This window comes from Curtobacterium sp. NPDC090223, assembly GCF_044746585.1.
Taxonomy (GTDB): Bacteria; Actinomycetota; Actinomycetes; order Actinomycetales; family Microbacteriaceae; genus Curtobacterium.
Map to the genome: position 1 here is coordinate 302,361 of NZ_JBIVCN010000006.1, position 25,040 is coordinate 327,400.

At 71.8% G+C, this 25,040-nt stretch carries 24 protein-coding genes; 14 read left to right on the forward strand and 10 right to left on the reverse strand.

Features of this window, described 5'->3' with window-relative positions; translation table 11 throughout:
- Window positions 1-91: 91 nt before the first annotated feature.
- Window positions 92-1,141, reverse strand: coding sequence for a zinc-binding dehydrogenase (locus ACIPJY_RS16390; RefSeq protein ID WP_400463041.1), 1,050 nt, complete (start codon window positions 1,139-1,141; stop codon window positions 92-94).
- A gap of 79 nt (window positions 1,142-1,220) precedes the next feature.
- Here ACIPJY_RS16390 and ACIPJY_RS16395 point away from each other — a divergent pair, with 79 nt between their 5' ends.
- Together ACIPJY_RS16395 and ACIPJY_RS16400 are read left to right on the forward strand one after the other, a co-directional pair.
- On the forward strand, window positions 1,221-2,156 hold the full coding sequence (locus ACIPJY_RS16395; protein WP_400463038.1) for a DUF3097 domain-containing protein: 936 nt from the start codon (window positions 1,221-1,223) through the stop codon (window positions 2,154-2,156).
- A 211-nt stretch (window positions 2,157-2,367) separates the two neighbouring features.
- Window positions 2,368-3,018, forward strand: a complete 651-nt coding sequence (locus tag ACIPJY_RS16400; RefSeq protein WP_400463035.1) for a spermidine/putrescine ABC transporter substrate-binding protein — start codon at window positions 2,368-2,370, stop codon at window positions 3,016-3,018.
- Window positions 3,019-3,093: 75 nt separating this feature from the next.
- Here the strand turns inward: ACIPJY_RS16400 and ACIPJY_RS16405 are convergent, their stop codons facing one another.
- Complete coding sequence (locus tag ACIPJY_RS16405; protein WP_400463032.1) at window positions 3,094-4,116, reverse strand: LacI family DNA-binding transcriptional regulator; 1,023 nt, start codon at window positions 4,114-4,116, stop codon at window positions 3,094-3,096.
- Window positions 4,113-4,595, reverse strand: coding sequence for a DUF3054 domain-containing protein (locus ACIPJY_RS16410; RefSeq protein WP_400463029.1), 483 nt, complete (start codon window positions 4,593-4,595; stop codon window positions 4,113-4,115). The genes ACIPJY_RS16405 and ACIPJY_RS16410 overlap by 4 nt, the downstream gene beginning before the upstream one ends.
- 123 nt (window positions 4,596-4,718) lie before the next feature.
- Here ACIPJY_RS16410 and ACIPJY_RS16415 point away from each other — a divergent pair, with 123 nt between their 5' ends.
- From ACIPJY_RS16415 to ACIPJY_RS16440, 6 genes are all read left to right on the forward strand, one after another.
- On the forward strand, window positions 4,719-5,657 hold the full coding sequence (locus ACIPJY_RS16415; RefSeq protein WP_400463027.1) for a hypothetical protein: 939 nt from the start codon (window positions 4,719-4,721) through the stop codon (window positions 5,655-5,657).
- A 269-nt stretch (window positions 5,658-5,926) separates the two neighbouring features.
- The gene (locus ACIPJY_RS16420) at window positions 5,927-7,084 is read left to right on the forward strand and encodes an extracellular solute-binding protein (protein ID WP_400463025.1); all 1,158 of its coding nucleotides are present in this window, start codon (window positions 5,927-5,929) and stop codon (window positions 7,082-7,084) included.
- Window positions 7,081-8,088 carry an ABC transporter permease gene (locus ACIPJY_RS16425; protein ID WP_400463023.1) on the forward strand — a complete coding sequence of 336 codons (1,008 nt, stop codon included), beginning with the start codon at window positions 7,081-7,083 and terminating at the stop codon, window positions 8,086-8,088. The genes ACIPJY_RS16420 and ACIPJY_RS16425 overlap by 4 nt, the downstream gene beginning before the upstream one ends.
- The gene (locus ACIPJY_RS16430) at window positions 8,085-8,897 is read left to right on the forward strand and encodes an ABC transporter permease (RefSeq protein WP_400463020.1); all 813 of its coding nucleotides are present in this window, start codon (window positions 8,085-8,087) and stop codon (window positions 8,895-8,897) included. Before ACIPJY_RS16425 ends, ACIPJY_RS16430 begins: the two co-directional genes overlap by 4 nt.
- A 77-nt stretch (window positions 8,898-8,974) precedes the next feature.
- The gene (locus ACIPJY_RS16435) at window positions 8,975-10,036 is read left to right on the forward strand and encodes an ABC transporter ATP-binding protein (RefSeq protein ID WP_400463018.1); all 1,062 of its coding nucleotides are present in this window, start codon (window positions 8,975-8,977) and stop codon (window positions 10,034-10,036) included.
- Entirely contained in the window at window positions 10,033-11,604 is a 1,572-nt protein-coding gene (locus ACIPJY_RS16440; RefSeq protein ID WP_400463016.1) for an inositol monophosphatase family protein, read from the forward strand. The genes ACIPJY_RS16435 and ACIPJY_RS16440 overlap by 4 nt, the downstream gene beginning before the upstream one ends.
- A gap of 18 nt (window positions 11,605-11,622) precedes the next feature.
- On the opposite strand, the gene ACIPJY_RS16445 is transcribed toward ACIPJY_RS16440, so the two are convergent.
- Window positions 11,623-12,027: a VOC family protein gene (locus tag ACIPJY_RS16445; RefSeq protein ID WP_400463013.1), complete on the reverse strand. Its 405-nt coding sequence runs from the start codon at window positions 12,025-12,027 to the stop codon at window positions 11,623-11,625.
- 10 nt (window positions 12,028-12,037) lie between these two features.
- On the reverse strand, window positions 12,038-12,469 hold the full coding sequence (locus ACIPJY_RS16450) for a helix-turn-helix transcriptional regulator (RefSeq protein ID WP_400463010.1): 432 nt from the start codon (window positions 12,467-12,469) through the stop codon (window positions 12,038-12,040).
- Between the two features lie 120 nt (window positions 12,470-12,589).
- Between ACIPJY_RS16450 and ACIPJY_RS16455 the strand changes: the two genes are divergently transcribed.
- Genes ACIPJY_RS16455 through ACIPJY_RS16475 form a run of 5 tightly spaced genes read left to right on the forward strand, consistent with a single transcriptional unit; the run spans window position 12,590 to window position 18,174 of the window.
- Window positions 12,590-13,318 carry a hypothetical protein gene (locus ACIPJY_RS16455; protein ID WP_400463007.1) on the forward strand — a complete coding sequence of 243 codons (729 nt, stop codon included), beginning with the start codon at window positions 12,590-12,592 and terminating at the stop codon, window positions 13,316-13,318.
- Window positions 13,319-13,378: 60 nt separating this feature from the next.
- Entirely contained in the window at window positions 13,379-14,380 is a 1,002-nt protein-coding gene (locus ACIPJY_RS16460) for an ATP-binding cassette domain-containing protein (RefSeq protein WP_400463005.1), read from the forward strand.
- Window positions 14,377-15,225, forward strand: a complete 849-nt coding sequence (locus ACIPJY_RS16465; RefSeq protein WP_400463002.1) for an ABC transporter permease — start codon at window positions 14,377-14,379, stop codon at window positions 15,223-15,225. Before ACIPJY_RS16460 ends, ACIPJY_RS16465 begins: the two co-directional genes overlap by 4 nt.
- Before the next feature lie 52 nt (window positions 15,226-15,277).
- Window positions 15,278-17,221 carry an amino acid transporter gene (locus ACIPJY_RS16470; RefSeq protein ID WP_400462999.1) on the forward strand — a complete coding sequence of 648 codons (1,944 nt, stop codon included), beginning with the start codon at window positions 15,278-15,280 and terminating at the stop codon, window positions 17,219-17,221.
- A complete protein-coding gene (locus ACIPJY_RS16475) occupies window positions 17,218-18,174 on the forward strand; it encodes an EamA family transporter (protein WP_400462996.1) in 957 nt (318 codons plus the stop codon). The genes ACIPJY_RS16470 and ACIPJY_RS16475 overlap by 4 nt, the downstream gene beginning before the upstream one ends.
- Window positions 18,175-18,302: 128 nt before the next feature.
- Here ACIPJY_RS16475 and ACIPJY_RS16480 read toward each other — a convergent pair whose 3' ends face one another.
- The gene (locus tag ACIPJY_RS16480) at window positions 18,303-19,988 is read right to left on the reverse strand and encodes a long-chain-fatty-acid--CoA ligase (protein WP_400462993.1); all 1,686 of its coding nucleotides are present in this window, start codon (window positions 19,986-19,988) and stop codon (window positions 18,303-18,305) included.
- 59 nt (window positions 19,989-20,047) lie between these two features.
- On the opposite strand from ACIPJY_RS16480, the gene ACIPJY_RS16485 reads away from it, so the two are divergent.
- Complete coding sequence (locus ACIPJY_RS16485; RefSeq protein WP_400462990.1) at window positions 20,048-20,965, forward strand: oxygenase MpaB family protein; 918 nt, start codon at window positions 20,048-20,050, stop codon at window positions 20,963-20,965.
- A 71-nt stretch (window positions 20,966-21,036) separates the two neighbouring features.
- Here the strand turns inward: ACIPJY_RS16485 and ACIPJY_RS16490 are convergent, their stop codons facing one another.
- From ACIPJY_RS16490 to ACIPJY_RS16505, 4 genes are all read right to left on the reverse strand, one after another.
- Window positions 21,037-22,020, reverse strand: coding sequence for an aldo/keto reductase (locus ACIPJY_RS16490; RefSeq protein WP_400463840.1), 984 nt, complete (start codon window positions 22,018-22,020; stop codon window positions 21,037-21,039).
- 2 nt (window positions 22,021-22,022) lie between these two features.
- Window positions 22,023-22,589: a TIGR03086 family metal-binding protein gene (locus ACIPJY_RS16495; RefSeq protein WP_400462987.1), complete on the reverse strand. Its 567-nt coding sequence runs from the start codon at window positions 22,587-22,589 to the stop codon at window positions 22,023-22,025.
- A gap of 612 nt (window positions 22,590-23,201) precedes the next feature.
- The gene (locus ACIPJY_RS16500) at window positions 23,202-23,762 is read right to left on the reverse strand and encodes a YceI family protein (RefSeq protein ID WP_400462984.1); all 561 of its coding nucleotides are present in this window, start codon (window positions 23,760-23,762) and stop codon (window positions 23,202-23,204) included.
- Between the two features lie 129 nt (window positions 23,763-23,891).
- The gene (locus tag ACIPJY_RS16505) at window positions 23,892-24,824 is read right to left on the reverse strand and encodes a hypothetical protein (protein ID WP_400462981.1); all 933 of its coding nucleotides are present in this window, start codon (window positions 24,822-24,824) and stop codon (window positions 23,892-23,894) included.
- Window positions 24,825-25,040: the final 216 nt, after the last annotated feature.

Sequence of the window (25,040 nt, forward strand, 5' to 3'; positions counted from 1 at the left end):
TCGCGCGTAGGTGGTCGAATCGCGCGTGAGGGGTCGGAAGTTTCGACCCCCCACGCGCGAACCCACTTCCCACAGCGGGCGTGATGGGTCCTTACGGGCGCAGCAGCACCTTGATGGCGCGGCGCTCGTCCATCGCGGCGTAGGCCTCGGCGGCCTCGTCGAGCGGCAGCTCCAGGTCGAACACCTTCCCCGGGTCGATCGCACCCGACAGCACGTCGGGGAGCAGCTCCGGGATGTACGCGCGGGCCGGGGCCATGCCGCCGCCGACCGTGATGTTCGTGTCGAAGAGGTACCGCATCCCGATGGTCGGCACCCCGTGCGGGACCCCGACGAAGCCGAGCGCGCCACCGGGCCGCACAACGTGCAGCGCCTGGTCCATGCTCTGCTCGGTGCCGACGGCCTCGACCGCGCAGTCCGCCAGGTCCCCGTCGAGCAGGTCGCGCACGGCCTGGACGCCCTCGGACCCGCGGGTCTCGACGATGTCGGTCGCACCGAACTCGCGTGCCAGCGCCTGTCGGTCCGCGTGCCGGCTCATGGCGATGATGCGCTCCGCACCGAGGCGCTTCGCGGCGAGCACCGCGCAGAGCCCGACGGCGCCGTCACCGACGACGACCACGGTCTTGCCCGGCCCGACACCCGCCGACACCGCGGCGTGGTGCCCGGTGGAGAACACGTCGGACAGCGTCAGCAGGGACGGCACGAGCGCGGGGTCGACCGGCCCGGGGACGACGACCAGGGTCGCCGAGGCGTCCGGGACGCGGACGTACTCCGCCTGCGCGCCGCCGACCGGGTCCCCGTAGGCGTCCTTCCCGCCGAACCCGGAGAGGTGCTCGCACCCGGAGGTCATGCCGTTGCGGCACGCCTGGCACGTGCCCTCGTTCATCGTGAACGGGGAGATCACGAAGTCGCCGACCGCGATGCCGGTGACCTCGGAGCCGACGGCCGTGACCTCGCCCACCATCTCGTGGCCGATCGGGCGCGCGTGCTTCGTCTCGGTGACGCCGCGGTACGGCCAGAGGTCCGACCCGCACACGCAGGCGGCGGCGACCTTGACGACGGCGTCCCGCTGGCTGATGAGCGACGGCTGGTCGAGGTCCTCGACGCGGATGTCGCGAGGGGCGTGGATGACTGCTGCGCGCACGGGGGTGCCTTCCGATCGGGGTGTTGGGTGTCGGCCCGTCGCCGTCGATCCGGGCCCCGACGACAGTACCCTCGTGCGGGTGGACGACGACCGGTACGGCAGTGACGTGCTCTCGGGTGACTGGCGCTCGAAGGGCGTGAAGAAGGTGCGGCAGGTGCCGCTCGAACGCGACATGGTGCTCGAGGACCCCGCCTCCGGCTGGGCCGGCGCCGTCGTCGGGCTCGAAGCCGGCAACGTCTCCCTGGAGGACTGGAAGGGCCGCACCCGCGCGTTCCCGTTCGACGGGCAGTTCCTGCTCGAGGGCGAGCTGGTCACCCTGGGCCGACCGCAGGCCCCGGTCGGGCGGTCTGCCGCGGCCGGTCGGGCCGGTGCTGCTGCCGTCCACGCGGACTGGAGGCCCGGGTCGGCCCCGGCGGTCCGCCAGGCCTCCGACGGTGGCCGGCTCCGGACCGCCTCGGGTTCCTTCGCCGTCGAGTCGCAGCGCGCGCGGGTCGCTCTGCCCAGCCGGATCATGGTCGAGGGCAAGCACGACGCCGAGCTCGTCGAGAAGGTGTGGGGTGCCGACCTCCGGGTCGAGGGCGTCGTCGTCGAGGAACTCTCCGGCGTGGACAACCTGGCGGACGTGCTCGACGAGTTCCGTCCGTCCCGGGACCGTCGCGTGGGGGTGCTCGTCGACCACCTGGTGCCCGGGTCGAAGGAGTCCCGGTTCGCCGACGCCGTGATGCGCGGGAAGTGGGGCGCCCACGTGCTCGTCGTCGGGCACCCGTTCGTCGACGTGTGGCAGTCGGTGAAGCCCGCGCGGGTGGGACTCGAGCAGTGGCCGACGATCCCGCGGTCGATCGAGTGGAAGAAGGGCATCTGCCAGGCGCTCGGCTGGCCGCACGCCGAGCAGGCCGACATCGCCAGGGCCTGGCAGCGCATCCTCGGGCAGGTCCGGACGTTCGCCGACCTCGAGCCCGCGCTGCTCGGGCGCGTCGAGGAGCTCATCGACTTCGTCACCGAGCCGCCCGCGTAGCGCTGCCGCTGCCGCTGCCGACGCCGCTGGCGCAGCCGACGCCGCTGCCGCAGTGTGCGAGGTTCCGTACACCGTGCGACCCCGGGCGCCTCGCACGCAGTACGGAACCTCGCACGCTGGGACGCGACCTCGCACGGTGCGAGGTGACCCGATCGGGAACTGGCCGGTCGAGGCGGGGGTGATCCGGGCCTCCTGTCCGTATCGTTGGAGCATGGACGGCATCGACGGGCGCGTGCGGAACGCCGTCGACGTGTGGCTGCGCTGGCTGCCGCGCTGGCAGATCGGGACCGCCCGACCGCGCACGCGCATCTGCCGGAAGTGCACCGGGTCGCCGATCGCCAGCGCTGCGGGGTTCGGGCCGGACGTGCCGCACCCCGTCCAGCACGCGCTGATCGGGCGGATCACGACGATCATCGACGACGCCGTGGACGACTACACGGCGAAGAACCTGCCGTTGCTGCACCGTGAGCTCGAGCGCGCCGACGCCCGGAAGCGGCACGCCGGGTACCAGCCTGCCGAGGGGCTGTCGCCCGAGTTCCAGGGGCTCGACGTCGACCCGCAGCCGCAGGACGGGGCGCCGTTCCTCTTCACGCTCGAGGGGCTCGCGGGCACGGGGGCGTCGTCGGACACCGCGCCGCGCGAGCCGCTGTCCGAGCAGGCCAAGGCGGCACTCCGGCACGAGATCGAGCTGTCCGACGAGTGCGCGCGGTCGACGGGCACGGCGGTGTGTCTGGCGCTGATCGACCACCGTGCGCAGATCGCCGAGGCCGTCGAGCGGCTCGTCGAGCCGCAGATCGAGGCACTGGTGTCGGACATGTTCCGCGGGCTCGACGGGGACGGGTCGCGCGGCGGATTGTTCTGACGCGGGACTGCGGGCGCGGAGCCGTGCGGACCGTGCGGACCGTGCGGTCTTGCGGGTCTCGCGGGTCGGACGGCGCTAGCGGGGCTCGCGGCGGAGGAGGGTCCGGCCGGGGACGACGGTTCCCCGGAGGGAGCGGTGCTCCACCGGCCGCGTCGGGTCGTCGATGCGGCCGATGACCAGGTCGATCGCCTCGCGGCCGATGCGGTCGACCGGCTGCTGCAGCGTCGTGAACCCGATCCAGTCGTTCGCGAGCGGGTAGACGCCGTCGAACCCGGTCACCGAGACGTCGCCGGGGACGTCGACGCCGCGCTTCGCGAGGGCGTCACACACGTCGAGCATCATCCGGTCCGTCGGGCACATCACCACGGTCGTGCCGGAGAGCTCCATCGTCTCGATCACGTCCGCCGCGATGTCGTCGGCCAGACGGACGAAGCTCGCGTCGATGTCCACCGTGGCGATGCCGCGTTCGCGCAGCCGGCCCACCATGGCGCGGGACCTGGCGTACTGCGTCAGTGCGTTGTCGACGGGGACGGTGAGCACGACGACGCTCCGGTGGCCGGCGTCGGCGACGGCGTCGGCGATCCGTGCGCCACCGTCGGCTTCGTCGCAGTACACGCTCGACAGTGCCGGGTGGAGTTCCGGTCGACCGGCCACCACCGTCGCGATCCTCGGTGCGAACTCGGCGATCTCGGCCGATGGCAGCAGACCGCTGCACACGACGAGCCCGTCGACCCGCATCGACACCAGTGCTGCGAGCGCCGACTTCTCGTCCTCGACGCGTCCGACCCCGGTGGTGGTGACGACGCGGTAGCCGAGCTCGGAGGCCCGGCGTTCCATGACGGCGTGCAGCGCGGTGTAGAGCATCGACGAGGCATCGCGGACGAGCATGCCGATGGTGTGGGTCCGGCCGCTGACGAGCCCCCGGGCCATAGCGTTCGCGACGTAGCCGAGTTCGACGGCCGCACGTTCGACGCGCTCGCGGGTCTCGTCGGAGAACCGGCCGGTGCCCGACAGCACACGGCTCACCGCCGACTTCGACACCCCGGCTCGTGCTGCGACGTCGAGGATCGTCGGCTGCGCCCCCCGTGTGCCGTTCACGTGCCCGTGGTGACGCCCGCGCTGTTCGACGGATCGGCTGCCGGGTCGTCCTTCGTCGGGTCGTCGAGGGCGGTGGCGGAGGTGCCGCTCCGTGCGGCCACGGCGCGCAGGACACCGCGGGCGATGAGCCGCCAACCGAGCAGGAAGACGCCGAGGACGATCGTGGCGACGATCAAGAACGAGATCGGGAGCGGGTTGCCGTCCACGACGCCCTGTCCCGTCGCGACCCGGATCGCCATGCCGACGAAGACGGTCAGGATCCACGCGACGATGCCGGTCGGCCAGGTCTTCAGCGGTCGAGCCCAAGCGCCGCTCGTGACGTAGGCGATCGCCCAGCCGGCCAGGAACGGGTACGCCGTGGTCCACAGCGCGCCGACGGAGTTCGTCTCGCCGTGCGAGGAACGCCCGATGAGGGCGAACACCACGATGAGCACGACGTCGATGACGGCTGCGAGCCAGCCCCAGGTGCGATCGGTCACGATGTTATTCTCGCAGCCCTGCCCGACGCGGCGCGCACGGGCCCAGGCTGTGGATGGTCGTGCGCTGTCCACAGCCTGCGCGGGGGAGGCCTCGGGGCGGGTGCCCGACGACAGGCTGCTCGCATGTCGTTCCCTCCGGTTCCCCCGTGCCCGTGGTTCGCTGCGCACGACTCCCGCCCCGACGAAGCCGCTGCCCTGCGTCGGCGTGCCCGCGCCGGAGAACTCGTCCGGATCGCGCACGGGCGGTACGCCGACGCCGCGGCGTGGGCGGTCCTCCGCGCCGAGGAGCGGCACCGCCTCCTCGCCAGGGCCGTGATCGATCGCATCCCGACCGGTCACCACGTCTCGCACCTGTCGGCAGCGGCCCTGACGGGTGTGCCGTTCCTGGGGCGGTGGCCGGAGCGCGTCCACCTCACCTCGACCGGGCAGGACCGGCGCACCACCAACGCGACGTTCGTGGTGCACGCGGACTTCGACCCGGTCAGCGACGGGCGGCTCCGGTTCCACGTGGACGGACTCGTGATGACCGATCCCACCCGGACGGCGATCGACCTCGCGATGACGCTGCCGTTCCGGGACGCGGTCGTCGCCCTCGACCACCTGCTCCGGATCGGCGCGGATCGTGACGCGGTGTCCGCGGGACTCGACCGCCGGAGCACGAGGGGTCGGCGTCGAGCCCGCCGGTCGCTCGCGTTCGCCGACCCGATGTCGGACTCCGCCGGGGAGTCGGTCGCGCGGGTCCGGCTGGACGAGTACGGAACACCGACGCCCGTGCTGCAACACCGCTTCACGGAGTCGGGCATGCCGGACATCGTGGTCGACTTCTGGTTCCCGGAGCACGGCGTCGTGATCGAGTTCGACGGCGAGGCGAAGTACCGGGACCCGGCGATGCGCGGCGGCCGGAGCGCCGAGCAGGTCGCGCTCGACGAGAAGTACCGCGAGGACCGCCTCCGAGCGATGCCCGGCGTCCGTACGGTGGTCCGGTTGCGCTGGGCGGACCTGTGGGACGAGCTCGCGTTCCGCGCCAAGCTCCGCCGAGCCGCGCTTCCGATGGCTCGATGACCTCGCACGGTGCGAGGGGGGGGCGTTCGAGCGTGCGAGCTTCCGGACAGTGTGCGAGGGGCGGAGGGTCGCACCGAGTACGGAACCTCGCACACTGCGGAAGCGCGCGCAGCGCGCAGCGCGCAGCGCGCAGCGCAGCGTTCACCGGGGCGGCACGGGCGGGGCACCCGCCGTTCACCGGGCAGCGCCACACTCGACCTCGGTGCGGGAACGTTCCCGCACCGGCCCCCACCGCACCACCCCACCCACGAACCAGGGAGAACATCGACGTGAAGACCCGAGTCCTCGCCGGCCTCGCGATCGCGGCCGCCGCGACCGTCGCGCTGTCGGGCTGCGTGCAGAGCGCGAACGCCTCGAACGCCGCCGACTCCAGCAGCGGCACAGTCAACCTCACCGTCTTCATCAGCGGCGACACGAACGTCCAGGACCTCTGGGAGAAGTCGCTCATCCCCGCCTTCGAGAAGGCGGACCCGAAGATCCATGTCAGCACCAGCATCGACCTGCACGGCGAGCACGACGCCCAGACCCAGGCGAACCTCGCGACCGCGGTCAAGGCCGGCAAGTCCGTCGCGTACGACCTGGTCGACGCCGGCTTCGTGACAACCGCGGGCAAGGCCGGCCTGATGGCGAAGGTCAGCGACAGCAGCATCCCGAACCTCAAGAGCGTCCCCGAGGCGACGAAGCAGCAGGGCGGCAGCAGCGCGATCCCGTACCGGGCGTCGAGCGTGCTGCTGGCCTACGACTCGAAGAAGGTCACGGACGCCCCGGAGACCCTCGACGACCTCCTCGCCTGGATCGCGGCGCACCCGGGCCAGTTCGCGTACAACTCCCCGTCCTCGGGCGGCTCCGGCGGGTCCTTCGTCGCCACGGTCCTGGCGAAGTACCTGTCCGCGTCCGACCAGGCGACGATGCAGACGACCTACGACAAGTCGCTCGAGTCGAAGTGGGACGAGGGGTTCGCGAAGCTCAAGGAGCTCGGCTCGTCGATGTACCAGAAGGGCGTCTACCCGAACGGGAACGACCAGGTCGTGCAGCTCCTCGGCAGCGGTCAGATCTCGATGGCGCCGGTGTGGAGCGACCAGTTCATCACCTCGCAGAAGACCGGGGTGATCCCGAAGACGGTGAAGGCGATCCAGATCGCCGACCCGTCGTTCACCGGCAGCGCGAGCTTCCTCGGCATCCCGAAGACGGAGCCGGCGGCGAAGAAGGCCGCCGCCGAGGAACTCGCCGACTTCGTCCTCAGCGCGAAGGGCCAGCAGCTCGTCGCGAGCGCCGTGTCCGGCTACCCGGTCATCCCGCTCGACGCGTTGCCGAAGTCGGTCGCGGACCAGTTCGCCGACGCGAACCCGTCGAAGCTGCGCCTCGGGTTCCAGAGCGACTTCGCCGCCGACATGAACGCGGCGTGGGACGCGAAGGTCCCGCAGTGACCCAGGTCACCGACCGGGAGGCCCGTGGCGACTCCGCCACGGGCCTCCCGCCCGTCCCCGCTCGCGTCCAGGGCACGCCGACGGAACCGGGTCGGCGCGCACCCCGGGAGCGGACCGGCCGCCGTCGGCGGATCCAGGGCATCGCCCTCGTCGCCGCGCCGGTCCTGGTGGTCGTCCTGTTCGTCGGCGTCCCGGTGGTGAACGCGGCGCTCTTCAGCGTCGGGTTCACCGGCGGGCTGAACCAGGCGCTCGCGGACATCGGCCAGGACACGGTGCACGGCTTCTCGCTCGCGGTCTACGGCACGCTGCTCGGCAACCCCGTGTTCCTCCGCGACCTCGTCGCGACGCTCGGCGTCACCGCGCTGTCCACCGGCCTGACGATCGCGCTGGCGGTCGTCGTCGCGGTGATCCTGCGACTCCGGGGCGGTGTCGTCGGCAAGACGCTCAGCGTCCTGGCCGTCGTGCCGATCTTCGTCCCGGTCGTCATCGCGAGCTGGTCGATCCTGACGTTCACCGACGCGCAGGGCTTCCTGCGGAGCGTCGCAGCGCAGTTCGGGATGGACTTCCCGGTGTGGGGCTACACGCTGGTCGCCGTCGTCTTCGGCAGCGTCTGGACGAGCCTGCCGTTCGCGGTGCTGATGATCGCCGGTGCGCTGCAGGGCACGCCGGACGCCCTCATCGAAGCCGCGAAGGACGCCGGTGCGAGCACGTGGCGGGTGGTCTGGCAGGTGCTCCTGCCGATGGCGACGACGCCGATCGTGATCGCCGTGACGTTCACCGTCATCGGGGTCCTCGGGTCGTTCACGGTGCCGTACTTCACCGGCCCGAACGCCCCGACGATGCTCGGCGTCGACATCTCCAAGTACTTCCAGGCGTACAACCGTCCGCAGCAGTCGACCGCGATGGCGTTCATCGTCTTCGCGTTCGCGGCGGCCGCCAGCGTCTTCTACCTGCGCTCGACGGTCCGGTCGAACGCGGGCGAACTCACGAAGGAGCGTCCGTGATCAAGCGACTCACCGGCACCACCCTGGTCTGGGCGACCGCGGTCGTGCTCGCGGTGTTCATCGCCGGCCCCCTGCTCTGGCTCGCCGCGCGGGCGTTCGCGACGTCGTGGACGTACCCGAACCTGCTGCCGGACGGCTGGACCATGCAGTGGTGGGGGACCGTCTTCGAGGACCCGTCCCTCGGCGTCGCGGTGCAGAACTCGCTCGTGCTGGCACCGCTGACGGTCCTCATCGCCGCGGTGATCTGCCTGCCGGCGGCCTGGGCGATCAGCCGCATCGAGTTCCCGGGCCGGCGGATCGTGCTCGTCGGCTTGTTCGCGACGAACGCGTTCCCGAAGATGGGGCTCTTCGTGACGATGTCCGCGATGTTCACCGCCCTCGGCCTGATGAACACCGTGACGGGCATCCTGGTCGTGCACGTCCTCGGGTGCGTCGTCTTCATGACGTGGCTGCCCGCCGCGGCGTTCTCCGCCGTGCCGCGGTCGCTGGAGGAAGCGGCGCGCGATGCCGGGGCCTCCCGCTGGCGCACCTTCTGGAGCGTCACGTTCCCGATCGCGTGGCCGGGGATCCTCGTCGCCGCGGTGATGTCCTTCCTGGCGTCCTTCGACGAGGCCCAGGGCACGTACCTCGTCGGCGCCCCGACCTACATGACGATGCCGACGGCGATGTACTCCCTCGTGCTCAACTCGCCACGGCAGGTCTCCGCGGTCTTCGCGATCGCGCTGAGCATCCCGTCGGTGGTGCTGATGACGCTCGCCCGGAAGCACATCATGGGCGGCCGCCTCGCGGACGGCTTCCAGCTCCGATGACACGACAGCTCCGATGGCCCGACAGCTCCGATGACACGACAGCTCCGATGACCCTCACCAGCACGAAAGGCGACCCCATGACGGACGCAACGCTCGTCGCGGAACCCGCACCGGGCCTCCAGGCCGACATCCCGACCACCGACGGACTGGCCCTGCGCGGCCTGCGGAAGACACTCGGCGGCCGCGACGTGGTCGCGGGCATCGACCTCGACGTGGCGAAGGGCGAGCTGGTCTCGCTCCTCGGCCCGTCCGGGTGCGGCAAGACGACCACCCTGCGCATGGTGGCCGGCTTCCTCGCGGTCGACGGCGGCACGGTCGCCATGGGCGGCCGCGACGTCACCCCGCTCGGGCCGGAGCGCCGTCCGAGCGCGATGGTGTTCCAGAACTACGCGCTGTGGCCGCACATGACGGTGACGCAGAACGTGGCCTTCCCGCTCCGCACCCGGCGCCTGCCGAAGCCGCAGATCGCCGACCGGGTGCGAGCGGCGCTCGACCTCGTCGGGCTGACGCACCACGCGACCTCGAAGCCGACGGCGATCTCCGGCGGCGAGCAGCAGCGCGTCGCGCTCGCCCGGGCGATCGTCCAGGAGCCCGACGTGCTGCTCCTCGACGAGCCGCTGTCGAACCTCGACGCGAAGCTCCGCGTGAGCGTGCGCGACGAGATCCGACGCATCCAGCAGCGCCTCGGCATCACGACCGTGATCGTCACGCACGACCAGGACGAGGCGCTCAGCGTCTCGGACCGGATCGCGGTGATGCACGACGGCCGGATCGAGCAGGTCGCGGCACCCGCCGACCTCTACGCGGCTCCGGCGACACGCTTCGTCGCGTCGTTCATCGGGTCGACGAGCACCGTGTCCGGCCCGTTCCTCGCCGCCGTCACCGCGTCGTCCGCGGCGGGCGACGAGGTCCTGGTCCGCCCCGAGGAGGTGACGCTGGTCCCCGACGGCCCGGTCACCGCGACGGTGTCGCGGGTGCTCATGCGCGGCCACTTCGCAGAGGTCGTCCTCACCGCCGGCACGGCGGAGCTCCGCTCCTTCGTGACCGGGCCGCCGCCGGTGGTCGGCAGCACCACCGGCGTCCGGCTCGGTGCCGTGCTCGTCTACCGCTCCGGCGTCCTGGTCGGCGGCACCCGATGAGCGCGGAGGTCGCGCAGGCGGTCACCGTCGCACCGGACGGGAGGCCCGGCGTGCGCCCGCCTCGCCTGGTCGCCCACCGCGGTGCGCCGCGGGTCCGCCGGGAGAACACGCTGCCCGCCGTCGCGGTCGCCGAGGCGCTCGGCGCCGACGTGGTCGAGGTCGACGTCCGGCGCACCGCGGACGGGGTCGCGGTGCTCCTGCACGACGAGACCCTCGGGCGGATGTGGGGCGACGCACGGCGCATCGCGGACGTGTCCTGGTGCGACGTGGCGCGGCTCGGCAACGGCCTCGACCGGATCCCGCGGCTCGACGCCGTGCTGGAGCGCCTGGACGGGTGCCGGTCGACGCTGCTCGTCGACCTGACCTCGGCGGCGGACGCGCTCGTGGCGGCGGAGACCGTCGCCGCGTTCCCCGGCGCGGTGTCCGTGGCCTGGTGCGGCGCTCCCGAGGCGATGGTCGCGGTCCGTTCGGTCCTGCCGGACGCCGACGTGTGGCTGGCGTGGGAGTCGCTCGAGCCGCCGACGCCGGCGGACCTGGTCGAACTCACGCCCGCGACCCTCAACCTCGACGTGGCGTTCCTCACCCCGGCCACCGTGCGGGCGGCGCACGACCTGGGCCTGCAGGTGTCCGTGTGGACGGTCGACGACGTCGAGCCCGCGGTCTGGGCCGCGCGCCTCGGGGTGGACTCGATCACGACGAACGACCTCGCCGCGGTGCGTGCCGGGCTCGCAGCCGCCGAGCGTGACGGCTGGCCGGACGCGCGCCGGGAGCCCACCGAGGCCGAGGTGGCCTCGCGCGCACAGGCCCTGGCACACCGGATCGCGCACGAGGTGATCGCGTTCACGCGGGAGCACCCCGTCGGCTCCGTGACGACGAAGGCGCACGCAGCGGACCTCGTCACCGACGTCGACCGGCTCGTCGAGCAGCACGTCCGCGGTCGGGTGCGCGCGGTGTTCCCGACGCACGGCTTCACCGGAGAGGAGTACGGCGAGGCGCCGGGCGACCGGCACCGGTGGTACCTCGACCCCGTCGACGGCACGACGAACCTGGCGAACGGGATCCCGTGGACGAGCATGTCGCTGTGCCTCACCCGTGGCGGGCAGCCCGTCGTCGGTGTCGTCGCGGACCCGTGGCGCGGCGAGGTGCTGGAAGCGCGGCGCGGACGCGGTGCGACCGTCCGGGACCGGCAGCTCCGGCTCGACGACACCCCGAGGCCGCTCGCCGGCGCGGTCGTCGGCACCGAGCTGGACGGACACCTGCCGTGGCCGGGCTTCGGGACGTTCCTGGACGCGCTCGCGGCGCGCTCCTGCACGCTCCGGGTGCTCGGCTCCGGCACGCTCACGATCGCGCAGGTCGCCGCCGGCCGGGGGATCGGCGGCTGCGTGTCCGCGTTCAACCCGGTCGACCACGGTGCCGCGGTGTTGCTCGTGCACGAGGCGGGCGGTGTCGTGATGACCGCCGACGGACCGGTCGACGGGTTCCCGCCGGTCGGGGCACCGTTCCTCGTCGCGCACCCCGGTGCCGCCGATGATCTGCACGCCGTGTGGGTGGCGGCGCTCGGCGCGTGACGGGGCCGAGCGGCCGCGTCAGGCCTGGGCGATCCGGACCATGTTGCCGGCCGGGTCGCGCACGGCGGCGTCGCGGACGCCCCAGAACTGGTCGGTGGGCTCCTGCATCACCTCGGCGTCGGCGCTCGCCGTGATCCGGTCGAAGACCGCGTCGAGGTCGGTGACCCGGAGCTGCAGCATCGACAGCGCCCCCTTCGCCAGGAGCGCCGCGATCGCGTCGCCGTCCGCCTGGGACCGGCCGGCGTGCGGTTCGGAGAGCACCAGCTCGAGGTCCGGGTGGGTCTCGCTCACGAGGGTCACCCAGCGGAACCCGCCGTTCTCGACCTCGTTGCGGACGGAGAAGCCGATCGCGTCGCGGTAGAACGCGACGGCGGTGTCGATGTCGTCGGCGAGCACGTGCACGCCACTGATCTGGATCGTCATGGGGGCGACACTAGGTCCGCACCGGGGCGGTGCGCTTCTCCAGAACTGCTCTGATCGGCCTGGTGACGACCATCGTGTGGCAGCTCCACACCCCGGCGAGCTCCGAGTGGTCGGCGGCGCGGTACTCCGTCGGGGTCATCCCGACGAGCTCGGTGAACCGGGACGAGAACGATCCGAGACTCGTACAGCCGACGGCCACGCAGACGTCCGTCACGCTGAGCCCACCGGCGCGCAGGAGCGCCTGCGCGCGTTCGATCCGCCGCGTCATCAGGTACGCGTACGGGGTCTCGCCGTAGGCCTCGCGGAAGCGGCGGCTGAAGTGGGCGGTCGACATGAACGCGCCGGCGGCGAGCGCGGGGACGTCGAGGGGCTCGGCGTACTCGCGGTCCATCCGGCTGCGGGCGCGGCGCAGTCGTCGGAGCTCCTCGAGGTCGGCGGTCATGGTGGCATTCTGCCCCTCGTGGCGTGCGGGGAACTCTGTGCGGGCACTCAGTCACCGGTCGATCGGCGACCCTACTGTGGCAGCCACGGGCACCGTGCCCGCACCCGAAGGAGCATCACCATGGGATTCCTCGACCGCCTGCTCGGCCGTGAAGACCGATCGCAGCAGCCGCAGCAGAACTGGAACACGCAGCAGCCGCAGGGCTACCGGTACGGGCAGCAGTCGTACGACGCCGCTACCGCCGCCGGCGGTGCCGGGTGGGGTGCCGCACCGGGGGCAGGCGCCGGTGCCCGGCCGGAGGACCAGCAGGCCGTCGACCGGTACCGCTACCTGCTCCGGACCGCGCCGCCCGAGCGCATCGAGGAAGTGCACGCCGAGGCGTTCGAACGACTCACGCCCGAGCAGCGCCGGATGGTCTACGACGAGTTCACCCGCACGGCTCCGGCCGGCGACGCGCCCCGCGGGGACGACGCACGGTCGCTCGCCCAGTCGGCGACCCGCTCGGAGATCCGGCAGCCCGGGTTCATGGAGCGCTCGCTCGGCGGCATGAACGGCGGCATGGGAGGTGGCTTCGGTCAGCGGCAGGGGCCGTCGTTCGGCAGCATGATCGGCGCCTCGATCCTCGGCACGGTCGCCGGGTACGTCATCGGGTCGACCCTGATGAGCGCGTTCCTGCCCGATCCCTCGTCCTTCGACGGCGGCACGGACGCATCGGGGGATGCGGGTGACGGTGGTTCGGGGGACACTGGTGCCGAGAACGCGTCGTGGGACGACAGCGGCTCCGACTTCGGTGGCGGTGGCGGTTTCGACGACTTCGGTGGGGACTTCGGCGGCGGATTCGACGTCTAGGCCCGGCGACCAACTCCCCATCGGACCCCTGACACATCCCGTGTTCGACGAGGGAGCGGCATGGCCATCATCGAAGCCTCCGGGCTGACCAAGACGTACCGATCGAAGTCGGGTCCCGTCCACGCGCTCGCGGGGCTCGACCTCTCGGTGCCGCAGGGCACCGTGAAGGCGCTGCTCGGACCGAACGGCGCCGGCAAGACCACCACCGTCAAGGTGCTCACGACGCTCATCAAGCCGGACAGCGGTTCGGCGACCATCGCGGGGATCGACGTCGTCGCCGACCCGCAGGCCACCCGACGCTCGATCGGGGTGTCCGGGCAGTACGCCGCCGTCGACGAGAACCTCACCGGGTTCGAGAACCTCGAGATGATCGGGCGGCTCTACCACCTCGGTGGCAAGGCGTCCCGGCAGCGGGCCCGCGAGCTCATCGACGTGTTCGACCTGTCCGAGGCAGGGGACCGCCCCGTGAAGGGGTTCTCCGGCGGCATGCGGCGCCGGATCGACCTCGCCGGCGCCCTCGTCATGAACCCGAGCGTGCTGTTCCTGGACGAACCGACGACCGGGCTCGACCCACGCAGCCGACTGGCGCTCTGGGGCATCATCGAGGACCTCGTGGCCGACGGTGCGACGGTGCTGCTGACCACGCAGTACCTCGAGGAAGCCGACCGGCTGGCGGACGACATCGCGGTGATCGACGGCGGGACCGTCATCGCCGAGGGCACCTCCGACCACCTCAAGGCGCAGGTGGGCGGGCACCGGGTCGTCGTGACGCTCGTCGACGACGCCGACGGGGACGCCACCACGACGGTCCTCCGCCGCTACGGCGTCGGGGACGTCGAGGTCTCGGGCGACGGCCGCACCCGGGCGATCGCCGTCGACGCCGGTCCGTCGGCGCTGCAGCGCGTGCTCGCCGACCTGGGCGAGGCCGGCATCGACCTCCACGACGCCGGGATGCGCCGGCCCACCCTCGACGACGTGTTCCTCCGGCTCACCGGGCACGCCGCGACCGAGGACGACGCCGACGACGCCGCCCCCGCGAAGCAGAAGGAGGCGGCACGATGACCGCCACGATCACCGCACCGGGCCGACAGCTGCCCGTCGTCGTCACGTCACCGGTCGCCGTCTGGTTCGAGGACGGGTGGACCGTCACCAAGCGGAACCTCATCAAGCTCAAACGGTCGCCGGACATGCTCGTCTTCGCCGTCCTGCAGCCGATCATGTTCGTGCTGCTCTTCAGCCAGGTCTACGGCGGCGCGATCGCGGTCGAGGGCACCGACTACACGCAGTTCCTGATGGCGGGGATCTTCGCGCAGACGGTCGTGTTCGGCGCGACGTTCTCCGGCTCCGCGATGGCGCAAGACCTCAAGGAAGGGCTCATCGACCGGTTCCGCACGCTGCCGATGTCGTCGTCGGCGGTGCTCGTCGGCCGGACGAACAGCGACCTCGTGCTCAACACGATCTCGATGGTGATCATGATGCTCACCGGGGTGGCGGTCGGCTGGCGCGTGAACTCGTCGCCGCTCGAGTTCCTGGCCGGCGTCGCCCTGCTGCTGCTCTTCAGCTACGCGTTCAGCTGGGTGATGGCCCTGCTCGGCATGAGCGTGAAGACCCCGGAGGTGATCAACAACGCCTCGTTCATGATCCTGTTCCCGCTGACGTTCATCTCGAACGCCTTCGTGCCGAGCGACACCCTGCCGCTCGTGCTCCGGGTGTTCGCCGAGTGGAACCCGGTGTCGTCCCTGGTGCAGGCCGCACGCGAGCTGTTCGGGAACGTCGGGTCCGCTCCGGTCCCGGACATCTGGACGATGCAGCACCCGATCACCACGGTGCTCATCGGCATCGCGGTGATGCTCGTCGTCTTCGTGCCGTGGTCGGTGAACAAGTACACGCGGATCAGTTCGAAGTAGCATCGGGTCCACGGCGTCGGGTGTCCCTGGCGGCGTGGACGCGAGAGGGCCCATGACCGCGACAGACGACCGCCGCACCCGGGTCGGGCGCTGGATGCTGCACGGCTCCGACCAGGGCGCCTCCCACCAGGGGCCGCACCAGGTCGAGGTCGAGAAGACCCACTCGTGGTGGCGGGTCATGTGCCTCACCGGCGTCGACTACTTCTCGACGCTCGGGTACCAGCCCGCGATCGCAGCGCTCGCCGCGGGACTCCTGTCGCCGATCGCCACCATCGTCCTCGTGCTCGTCACGCTGCTCGGTGCGCTGCCGGTCTACCGTCGCGTCGCCCAGGACAGCTTCCGTGGCGCCGGGTCGATCATGATGCTCGAGAAGCTGCTGCCCTGGTGGGCCGGCAAGCTGTTCGTGCTGGTCCTGCTCGGGTTCGCCGTGACGGACTTCATGATCACGATGACGCTGTCCGCCGCGGACGCCACCGCGCACATCGCCGAGAACCCGTTCACGCCGCACTGGTTCACCGAGATCCCGGTACCGCTGACCCTGGCGCTGCTGCTCCTGCTCGGCGTCGTGTTCCTGCGCGGCTTCAAGGAGGCGATCGGCATCGCCGTCGGCCTGGTCGCCGTCTACCTGGTGCTCAACGCGGTCGTCGTGGTCGTCGCGCTCTGGCACGTGTTCGAGCGACCGACCGTGGCGAGCGACTGGTGGAGCGGCCTCACCGCACAGCACAGCAACCCCCTGGTGATGATCGGGATCGCCCTCATCGTGTTCCCGAAGCTCGCGCTCGGCCTGTCCGGGTTCGAGACCGGAGTCGCGGTGATGCCGCAGGTCCGCGGCGACGCGGGCGACGCCTCGAGCGCCCGGCCGGAGGGGCGCATCCGTGGGACGAAGCGGCTGCTCACCGTCGCGGCCGTGATCATGAGCACCTTCCTCATCACCTCGTCGATCGTCACGACGTTCCTCATCCCGCAGCACGAGTTCCAGCCGGGCGGCGGTGCGAACGGTCGCGCGCTCGCGTACCTGGCGCACGAGTACCTCGGGGGCGTGTTCGGGTCGGTGTACGACTTCTCGACGGTCGCGATCCTGTGGTTCGCCGGTGCGAGCGCGATGGCCGGACTGCTGAATCTGGTGCCCCGGTTCCTGCCCCGCTACGGGATGGCGCCGCAGTGGGCCAGGGCGACCCGGCCCCTGGTCATCATCTTCACGCTCATCGCCTTCGTGATCACGATCATCTTCCAGGCGAACGTCGACGCCCAGGGCGGTGCGTACGCCACGGGAGTGCTCGTCCTGATCACGAGTGCCGCCGTCGCGGTGACCCTGTCGGCGCGACGCAAGCAGCAGAAGAAGCGCACCATCGGCTTCGGCATCATCGCCGTGGTGTTCGTCTACACGACGATCGCGAACGTCTTCGAGCGGCCGGACGGCGTCCGGATCGCCGCGGTCTTCATCATCGCGATCGTCGTCGTGTCGCTGATCTCCCGGGTCCGGCGGTCGTTCGAGCTCCGCGCGTCCTCGATCGAGCTGGACGCCACCGCACGGCAGTTCGTCGAGGCGGACGCTGACCAGTTCAGCGCCGTGTGCATCATCGCGAACGAGCCGGGTGCCGGCACCGCCGAGGCGTACCGCTCGAAGGGGCGCGAGGAACGCCGGGACTCCGGCATCCCCGCGCGCGTCCCGACGATGTTCCTCGAGGTGCTGCCCGCCGACTCGTCGGACTTCGAGGAGGACCTCGTCGTCGAGGGGCACGTCATCCACGGCTTCCGGGTGCTCAAGGTCCGCTCCGGCAACGTCCCGAACACGATCGCCTCGACGCTCCTGGCCATCCGCGACATCGCCGGGGTCGTCCCGAGCATCTACTTCGAGTGGAACGAGGGCTCGCCGATCCGGAACGCGATCCGCTTCGTCTTCACGGGCGTCGGGGACGTCGCGCCGGTGACCCGCGAGGTCCTGCGCGAAGCGGAGCCCGAGGTGACGCGCCGGCCGAGCGTCCACGTGTCGTGACCCGCGCGGTCGACGCGACCCGGGCCTCCCGTCCGGTGCCCGGTCTCACCGCGATCGCACTCGCCGCTGCCGTCTGGGGGACCACCGGGACCGCGACGCACTTCGCGCCGGGCGTGCCGGCGTCCGTCTTCGGTGCCGTGACGTTCGGACTCGGCGGGCTCGTGCTCGCCGCCGCTGCCGGGCGTGGGTCCGTCCGTGCCGTCACGGCGCAGGGGACGCGCCGGTGGGCGTGGCTCGGGGCGGTCTCGCTCGCGGTGTACGCGGTGGCGTTCTACGCGGCGCTCGCCGATGCCGGGGTGGCGCTCGGCACGACCGTCGCGATCGGGACGTCGCCCGTGTTCGCCGGGCTGGTCGAGTGGGCCGCGGAGCGCCGGCGGCCGACGCTGCGCTGGGGCCTGGCGACGCTCGTGAGCGTGGTCGGCATGGTCGTCGTGACGCTCGCGCGGTCCGAAGGGGGCGTTGGGTCGGGATCGCTGCCGGTCGGGCTGGCGTGCGCGCTGCTCGCCGGGCTGACGTACGCGCTGTACTCGTGGGCGATCGCGCGCGGGATGGGCGCGCCGGCGCGCGCGCTCCCGGGCGGGCCCGGGGCGGAGATCGTCGAACGGGCGGGGCCTGGGAAGCGTGGGCTCGTCGGCGCGGTGTTCGGGCTCGCCGCGGTCCCGCTCGTGGTGCTCGCGGCCGTGGTCGGGCACGACGCGCTCGGCGTGCCGGGGAACTGGCCGGTGTTCCTGTACCTCGCGCTCGTGCCGACCGTCCTCGGCCACTCGCTGTACGCGCTGGGGCTCCGGACCGTCAGTGCGTCGGGCGCGACGCTGCTGTCGTTGCTCGAGCCCGTCGTGGCCGCGGTGCTCGCCGTCCTGGTGGTCGGGGAGCACCTCGGCGCCGCGGGGTGGGCCGGGATCGTGCTCGTGGTGCTCGGCCTCGCGCTGCTGGCGCTGCCCGCGCGGCGCTGACGCTGCCCGCGCGGCGCTGACGCGCGCTGACGCTGCCCGCAGTGTGCGAGGCTCCGTACACGGTGGCAGCACGGGCGCCCCGCACACTGGCCGGAACCTCGCACACTGCGGACGCCCGCGTGCCCGCGCTACCCCTCGAGGATCGCGTCGCGCACCTTGCGGCGCAGCACCTTGCCGATCATCGAGCGGGGGAGGTCCTCCACGACCACGATCCGGCGCGGCACCTTGTACGCCGCCAGGTGCTCCCGGGCGTAGGCCCGCAGCGCGTCCGCGTCGAACGAGGCCGGGTCCCGCGGCACGACGGCGGCGACGACCTGCTCGTTGCCGGCCTGGGTGATGCCGACGACCGCGACCTCACGCACGCTCGGGTGCTTGACCAGGGCGTCCTCGACCTCGGACGGCGAGACGTTGAAGCCGCCCGTGATGATGAGCTCTTTGAGCCGGTCGACGATCCGCACGTACCCGTCGGCGTCGATCGCGACGATGTCACCGGTGCGGAACCAGCCGTCGGCGGTGACGACCTCGTCGGTGGCCTCGGCCTTGCCCCAGTAGCCGCTGAACACCTGCGGCCCGCGGACCTGCAGCTCGCCGGGCTCGTCGACGCCGAGGATCCGCGACCCGTCGTCCGGGTCGGCGACGCGGGCCTCCGTCGAGGGGAACGGCAGCCCGATGGTCCCGAGCCGTCGGGCGTCGGACACCGGGTTCGCCATGATGACCGGGGAGCACTCGGACAGGCCGTAGCCCTCGACGAGGTACCCGCCGGTGCGCTCCTCCCACGGCTCGACGATCTCCTGCGACAGGGGCATCGCGCCGGAGATCCCGATCTCGATCCCCTCGAGGGAGACCTTCTTCGAGTCCGCGGCGTGCTGCAGCCGGGCGTAGATCGGCGGCACGGCGGGCAGGAACGTCGGCGGGTGCCGCTTGAGCGCGGTGAGGACGAGTTCGGGGTCGAACGCCGGGAACAGCACCAACCGCGAGGCCATGCTCATCGCGAACGTCAGGCAGAGCGTCAGCCCGTACGCGTGGAACATCGGCAGGATCGCGTAGACGACGCTGCCGTCGCCCGGCTGGATCTGCGGCACCCACGCTCGGGACTGCGCGGCGTTGGCGATGAGGTTCCGGTGCGTGAGCACGGCGCCCTTCGGCGTGCCCGTCGTGCCGGAGGTGTACTGGATGAGCGCCGTGTCGGTCGTCGCCGGCCGGGGGTGCTTCCGGGGGAGTCGCCGCGACGCGACGAGGTCGTCCCACGTCGTCGTGCCGCGCACCTTCGTGGTGAGCTTCGCGCGGGACTCCCGGGCCTTCGCCACGGGCAGGGTCAGGGCGAGCCGGGTGCTCCGCGGCATCGCCTTCGTCAGGTCGACCGACACGATGGCGTCGAGCCGGACGTCCGAGGGGAAGTCCTGCAGTGTCGCGACCGACTTGTCCCACGCGATGACGACCCGGGCGCCGTGGTCCTCGAACTGGTGCCGGAGTTCCCGCGGCGTGTACAGCGGGTTGTGCTCGACGACGATCGCGCCGAGCCGCAGGACCGCGTAGAACGCCACGACGTGCTGCGGGCAGTTCGGCAGCACCAGGGCCACGCGGTCACCGGCCGTGACGCCGAGCTTCCGGAGCCCGTTCGCCGCGCGGACGATCTCGTCCTGGAGCTCGGCGTACGTCGTGGTGCGCTTGAAGAACTCGAGGGCGACCTTCTTCGGGAACCGCTTCGCCGACTGCTCCACCAGGTCGACGAGCGAACCGGTCGGCTCCTCGATGTCGTGGGGGACGCCGGGGGCGTAGGCGGCAAGCCAGGGACGGGGCGTGTCGATGCTCACCCGACCAACCTAGCTGGCGCGCCCGGGGCAATGTCAGGAGCACGGCGGACGATGGGCGCATGTCCTTCGTCACCGGAGCCTTCCGCTCCCGGCTCAACGCCACGTTCACCGGCAGCGCGACCGAGCGTCCGGCCTGGGTGGACGACCTCGAGCAGGGCACCGACGCCGGCTTCTTCGGCCCGGGGTCCGCGACCTGGGCGGTGCACGGCGGCAAGCAGACGATCGTGGCGGGCGTCCGCGCGCTGCTCGTCCAGGCCCTGCACCCGGGGGCGCTCGCCGGCGTTGCCGACCACTCCCGCTACCGCGAGGACCCCTTCGGACGCCTCGCCGGCACGATCCGGTGGATCTACACGGTCTCGCACGGCGACACCGCCACCGCCAGGGGCGCGAGCGAGTGGGTGCTGCGCCTGCACGAGAAGGTCCGCGGGCAGTACGTCGACGGCCACGGCGTGACCCGGGACTACGCCGCGAACGACCCCGACCTGGCCCGATGGGTGCACCTGGCGTTCACCGACGCGTTCCTCCGTGCGGCCCAGCAGTGGGGCGACCCGATCCCCGGCGGGGCTGACGCGTACGTCCGCGAGTGGGCGATCGCCGGACGACTCATGCGCGTCGAGGACGCCCCCGAGTCCGAGGCAGAACTGCGCGCGCAGATGGACGGCTACTTCGACCGTGGCGAGCTCGTCGTCACGCCGCGCACCCGCGACGTCGTCCGCTTCATCCGCAACCCGCCGCTGGCGCGCATGCTCCGGCCCGGCTACCAGGCGCTGTTCCAGGGCGCCGCGTCGACCCTCGACCCGCGGCACCGGTCGATGCTCGGGTTGCGTGCGCCCGCCCTCGGTCCGGTCGAACTGCCCGTCGGACGTGCGACGGGCCTGGTGCTCGACGGCATCGGCGCGGTCCTCGGCAACCAGACGGGGACGGAGCGCGCAGCGCTCGCGCGCATCGCGCGGCTGCAGCGTGAGTCGGCCGCCTGAGACCGACACCGAGACGGACAGGAGGCCCGGCGCAGTCCCGCACCGGGCCTCCTGTCCGTCTGCTGGTGGCGTCAGAAACCGGACGGCACCCTGGGCGTGTACGCGGACTCGAGTCGCGTCACCTCGTCCTCGGTGAGCTCGATCGACGCGGCTGCGACGGCGTCGTCTATGTGGTGCTCCTTCGTCGCGCCGACGATCGGTGCGGACACGGCGCTCTTGCCGGCCACCCACGCGAGCGCGATCTGCGCCATGCTCACGCCGCGGTCGGCCGCGATCTGCTCCACCGTGCCGACGATCGCGCGGTTGGCGTCCTCGTCCTGGCGGTACAGGGTCTTGCCGAACTCGTCGGTGTCGGCGCGGGTGCCGGAGCCCTGCGCGTCCCACGGGCGCGTGACCTTGCCGCGGGCGAGGGGGCTCCACGGGATCACGCCGACGCCGGTCTGCTCGCAGAAGGGGTGCATCTCGCGCTCCTCCTCGCGTTCGAGCAGGTTGTACTGGTCCTGCATGGACACGAACGTCGTCCACCCGTGCAGTTCGGCGGTGTGCTGCATCTGGGCGAACTGCCACGCCCACATGCTGCTGGCGCCGATGTAGCGCGCCTTGCCGGACTTGACGACGTCGTGGAGGGCTTCCATCGTCTCCTCGATCGGCGTGTGCGGGTCGAAGCGGTGGATCTGGTAGACGTCGACGTAGTCCGTGCCGAGGCGGGTCAGGGACGCGTCGATCTCGTGCATGATCGCGACGCGGGAGAGCCCGGCACCGTTCCGGCCGGGGCGCATCCGGTTGAAGACCTTCGTGAGGACCTGGACGTCCTCGCGCGGGCCGAGCTCGCGGAGGAGCGTGCCGGTGATCTCCTCGCTGGAGCCGGCGGAGTACACGTTCGCGGTGTCGAAGGTCGTGATGCCGGCGTCGAAGGCACGACGGACGAAGGGGCGGGCCTCGTCGATGCCGACGCTCCACTCGTGCGAGCCCTTGGCCGGGTCGCCGTAGGACATCATCCCGAGGACGACGTTGCTGATCTCGAGGCCGGTGTTCCCCAGCCGGGTGGTGCTGATGCTCATGCCTTCACCCTGGCATCGCGGCCTGTGACGGCGAGCAGGCGGACCTGCAGCGGGGCGTCGTCGCCGACCTCGACCGGGGCGGCGTAGAGGCCGGTCGCGGCGAGGGACTCGATCTGTGGTTCGAAGTGCTTCCAGACGGCCTCGACCAGGACATCGGGCAGCTGGTCGTCGCTGCCGGTGGCGCGGGCGAGGTCCCACGTGTGGATCGTGATGTCGCTGGTCTGCTCCGCGACGTACTCGCCCGCGGTGACCACGTCGGTGGCGAGGTGCACGGGGGTGTCCTGCGGGGCGCGGTGCCATGCTTCGGTGGCGGCGCCGGCGAAGCGCTGCCACTCCGCCACCAGGTCGTCGCCGATCGGTTCGAGGTCCGCCTCGGCCTGGGCGTAGTCGCACCCGGTGAGGAGGAGCGGGATCCAGCGCTGCTCGTCGACCACGTGGGCGACGAGGTCCCTGGTGGTCCACTCGGAGTCGGGCGTCGGGGCGTCCCATTCGGTGACGGCGGCGACGCGGCGGCCGAACTCGGCTGCGGCGAGGGCCTGCAACGCGATCCAGTCGGTGGCCATGGTGGTGCTCCTTGTTCGTGGGGCGTGCGTGTGCGTGCTGGTGCTGGTGCTTGTTGCTTGGTCGCTTGTGCTCGCGTGCGTGGGTGGTGCGCTTGCTGCTCACGTGGCGTGTGCGTGTTGTGGGTGAACCGACACCCGCGACCCGGGATTCCCGGCGCGCGGCCACGCCGCCCACGGTACGCGCTGCGCGCGCCCGTCGGGGCGCGGCCGCGCGCCGCGCTTGCGCGCCGCGCTCGCGGGAGACTCCGAGGTCGACGGGCCGCGAGAGGGTCGAGCGGGCGAAATCCCGTGGTGTGACGGCCGGGGACCCGGGTGTTTCGCCCGCTCGACCGCGCGCGGAAACCAGGCGCCGCACCGTCTGCGCCGCTCCGGCACGATCCACCGTGCTCCGAGGACGCGGCGCGCGAGGTGGTCGAGCGGGCGAAATGCCTTGGTGCGGCGGACGGGGGACCCGGGTGTTTCGCCCGCTCGACCGGGCGCGGAAGTGGGCGCGAGAGGGGAGGCGGGTCCGGGTCGGACTGCGGGTACGACGAAGCCCCGGCGCCGTGGTGGCGTCGGGGCTTCGACTCGGGTGCTGCGGTTGCTCAGTCAGACAGCGAGTCCGTGCTGGACTCAGGCCGCCTGGAGGACGAACTGGACGTCGAGGTTGATGGTGACCTCGTTGCCCAGGGTGAAGCCGCCGGCCTCGAGCGCAGCGTTCCAGTTCACGCCGAACTCGGTGCGGTCGATCTTGGTCGTCGCCTCGGCGCCGAACTTGACCTGGCCGTAGCCGTCGGTCGTGAAGCCACCGAGCTCGGCCTTCAGGACGACAGCCTTCGTGACGCCACGCAGGGTCAGGTCGCCGGCGATGTGCAGGTCGTCGCCCTTGGCCTCGATGCCGGTGGAACGGAAGGTGAGCTGCGGGTGCTCCTCGGTGAGGAAGAAGTCGCTCGTCTTGAGGTGCTGGTCGCGCTGCTCCTGGCCGGTGTTGATCGACGCGACGTCGATGTTCGCCTCGACGGTCGACTCGAGGGGGTTCTCAGCGGTGACCACGGTCGCGTCGAAGTTCTCGAACTTGCCCTTGACCTTGCTGATCGCCAGGTGACGAACGGAGAAGGTGACCTCGGAGTGCGTCGGGTCGATCTTCCAGGTGCCGGTCTGGTAGCCGGGAACGGTGTCAGCGGTGAGCGTCATGGTGGTGTCCTTCCGGGACGACGGAGTTCGTGGTGCGACGCGAGCGAACCGGGGCCCCGATCCATGCGCCCGCATCGAAGTTGATGCTACGCCATTGTGCACCCATTTGGTTGAAGCGTCAACCAATGTTCACCGAAGCGTCGAAACCCGCGTGTCGTGTCGCCCGGTGGACCCGACGTCGAGGAGTTTTCGGATCCGCGATGCGAAGCGATCACCGTCTCGTCCGACGTCATCGGCGGTCGTCCGGACGAGCCACCAGTCGACGTCCTTCCGGTGCTCGCCCCGGGTGAGGTCTTTCTTGAAGGTGCCCGGGTCCGTGCGGTGGAGATCGCTTTCGTACTCGATCGCCACGCGCGCCTCGGGGTAGGCGAGGTCCACGCACGCGATCCACACGCCGTCGACCACGACGTCGTGGTTCAGCACCGGCTCCGGGAGTCCACGGCGGACGAGTGCGAGCCGGGTCCTGGTCTCGCCCGGGGACCGAGAACCCACGCGGATCTCCGACAGCGCTGCCCGGAGCTTCACGATGCCTCGGATCCGCCGACGCCGACGGACTGCTGCCGTCAGTTCGTCGATGGTCAGCCAGCCGAGCCAGCCGACGAGTGCGTCACCGGCGATGATGAGCTCGTCGAGCGTCAGCATCGTGGCGAGGGCGACGAACGTGTCCGCCGGGTGGCTGATCGGAACCCCGCGGGAGTGTGACCAACGAACGGTGCCGTACCGAGCCCGGTGTCCGACTGCACCGCGGACGCGGAGCGCCTGGTCGACGCCGATCGTCGTGACGTGCAGGCGGACGTCACGCTCGATCCGTCGAGGGAGCGGGATGCCGATGATCGCGGCAGCCGTCACATGGCTGAAGACCTGATCGGGTCGCAGCCGCGGAGCGAGCGCTCGGGCTCGTTCCTCGGTGGTCCCCGGCAGTGCCGCAGAACGAACTCCGTGGAACGGCCGGACCAGGTCGAGCGCGTCGAGCCGACCACGTGAGACTCCTCTGTGGAGTGCGTTGCGCACGCGGAACGACGTGTTGCGGAGCACTGACGGAAGTCGTCGTCTGGCGGTCATCACCACATGCTCGTGGTGCGCCGACGTCGGGAGGGTGGGTCGAGCCTCCGGTGTGGATCGTCCCGGACCCGACCGCACTTGTGGAGGAGGCGCTCGCGGGTCGAGCGGGGGGGGGGGGGGGCGGGGGAGGGGGGGTGGGGGCCCGCCGCGGGGCGCCCCCCGGGGGGGGGGGGCGGGGGGCCCCCCGCGCCCCCCCCCCCCCCGCGCCGCCGCCCC

Excerpts from the sequence above, each read along its gene's own strand:
- ACIPJY_RS16495 (WP_400462987.1), bottom strand. The coding sequence starts at position 22,589 with ATGGCCACCGACTGGATCGCGTTGCAGGCCCTCGCCGCAGCCGAGTTC.
- ACIPJY_RS16400 (WP_400463035.1), top strand. The coding sequence starts at position 2,368 with ATGGACGGCATCGACGGGCGCGTGCGGAACGCCGTCGACGTGTGGCTG.
- ACIPJY_RS16450 (WP_400463010.1), bottom strand. The coding sequence starts at position 12,469 with ATGACCGCCGACCTCGAGGAGCTCCGACGACTGCGCCGCGCCCGCAGC.
- ACIPJY_RS16470 (WP_400462999.1), top strand. The coding sequence starts at position 15,278 with ATGACCGCGACAGACGACCGCCGCACCCGGGTCGGGCGCTGGATGCTG.
- ACIPJY_RS16500 (WP_400462984.1), bottom strand. The coding sequence starts at position 23,762 with ATGACGCTCACCGCTGACACCGTTCCCGGCTACCAGACCGGCACCTGG.
- ACIPJY_RS16440 (WP_400463016.1), top strand. The coding sequence starts at position 10,033 with ATGAGCGCGGAGGTCGCGCAGGCGGTCACCGTCGCACCGGACGGGAGG.
- ACIPJY_RS16455 (WP_400463007.1), top strand. The coding sequence starts at position 12,590 with ATGGGATTCCTCGACCGCCTGCTCGGCCGTGAAGACCGATCGCAGCAG.
- ACIPJY_RS16460 (WP_400463005.1), top strand. The coding sequence starts at position 13,379 with ATGGCCATCATCGAAGCCTCCGGGCTGACCAAGACGTACCGATCGAAG.
- ACIPJY_RS16485 (WP_400462990.1), top strand. The coding sequence starts at position 20,048 with ATGTCCTTCGTCACCGGAGCCTTCCGCTCCCGGCTCAACGCCACGTTC.
- ACIPJY_RS16415 (WP_400463027.1), top strand. The coding sequence starts at position 4,719 with ATGTCGTTCCCTCCGGTTCCCCCGTGCCCGTGGTTCGCTGCGCACGAC.
- ACIPJY_RS16435 (WP_400463018.1), top strand. The coding sequence starts at position 8,975 with ATGACGGACGCAACGCTCGTCGCGGAACCCGCACCGGGCCTCCAGGCC.
- ACIPJY_RS16505 (WP_400462981.1), bottom strand. The coding sequence starts at position 24,824 with ATGACCGCCAGACGACGACTTCCGTCAGTGCTCCGCAACACGTCGTTC.
- ACIPJY_RS16465 (WP_400463002.1), top strand. The coding sequence starts at position 14,377 with ATGACCGCCACGATCACCGCACCGGGCCGACAGCTGCCCGTCGTCGTC.
- ACIPJY_RS16445 (WP_400463013.1), bottom strand. The coding sequence starts at position 12,027 with ATGACGATCCAGATCAGTGGCGTGCACGTGCTCGCCGACGACATCGAC.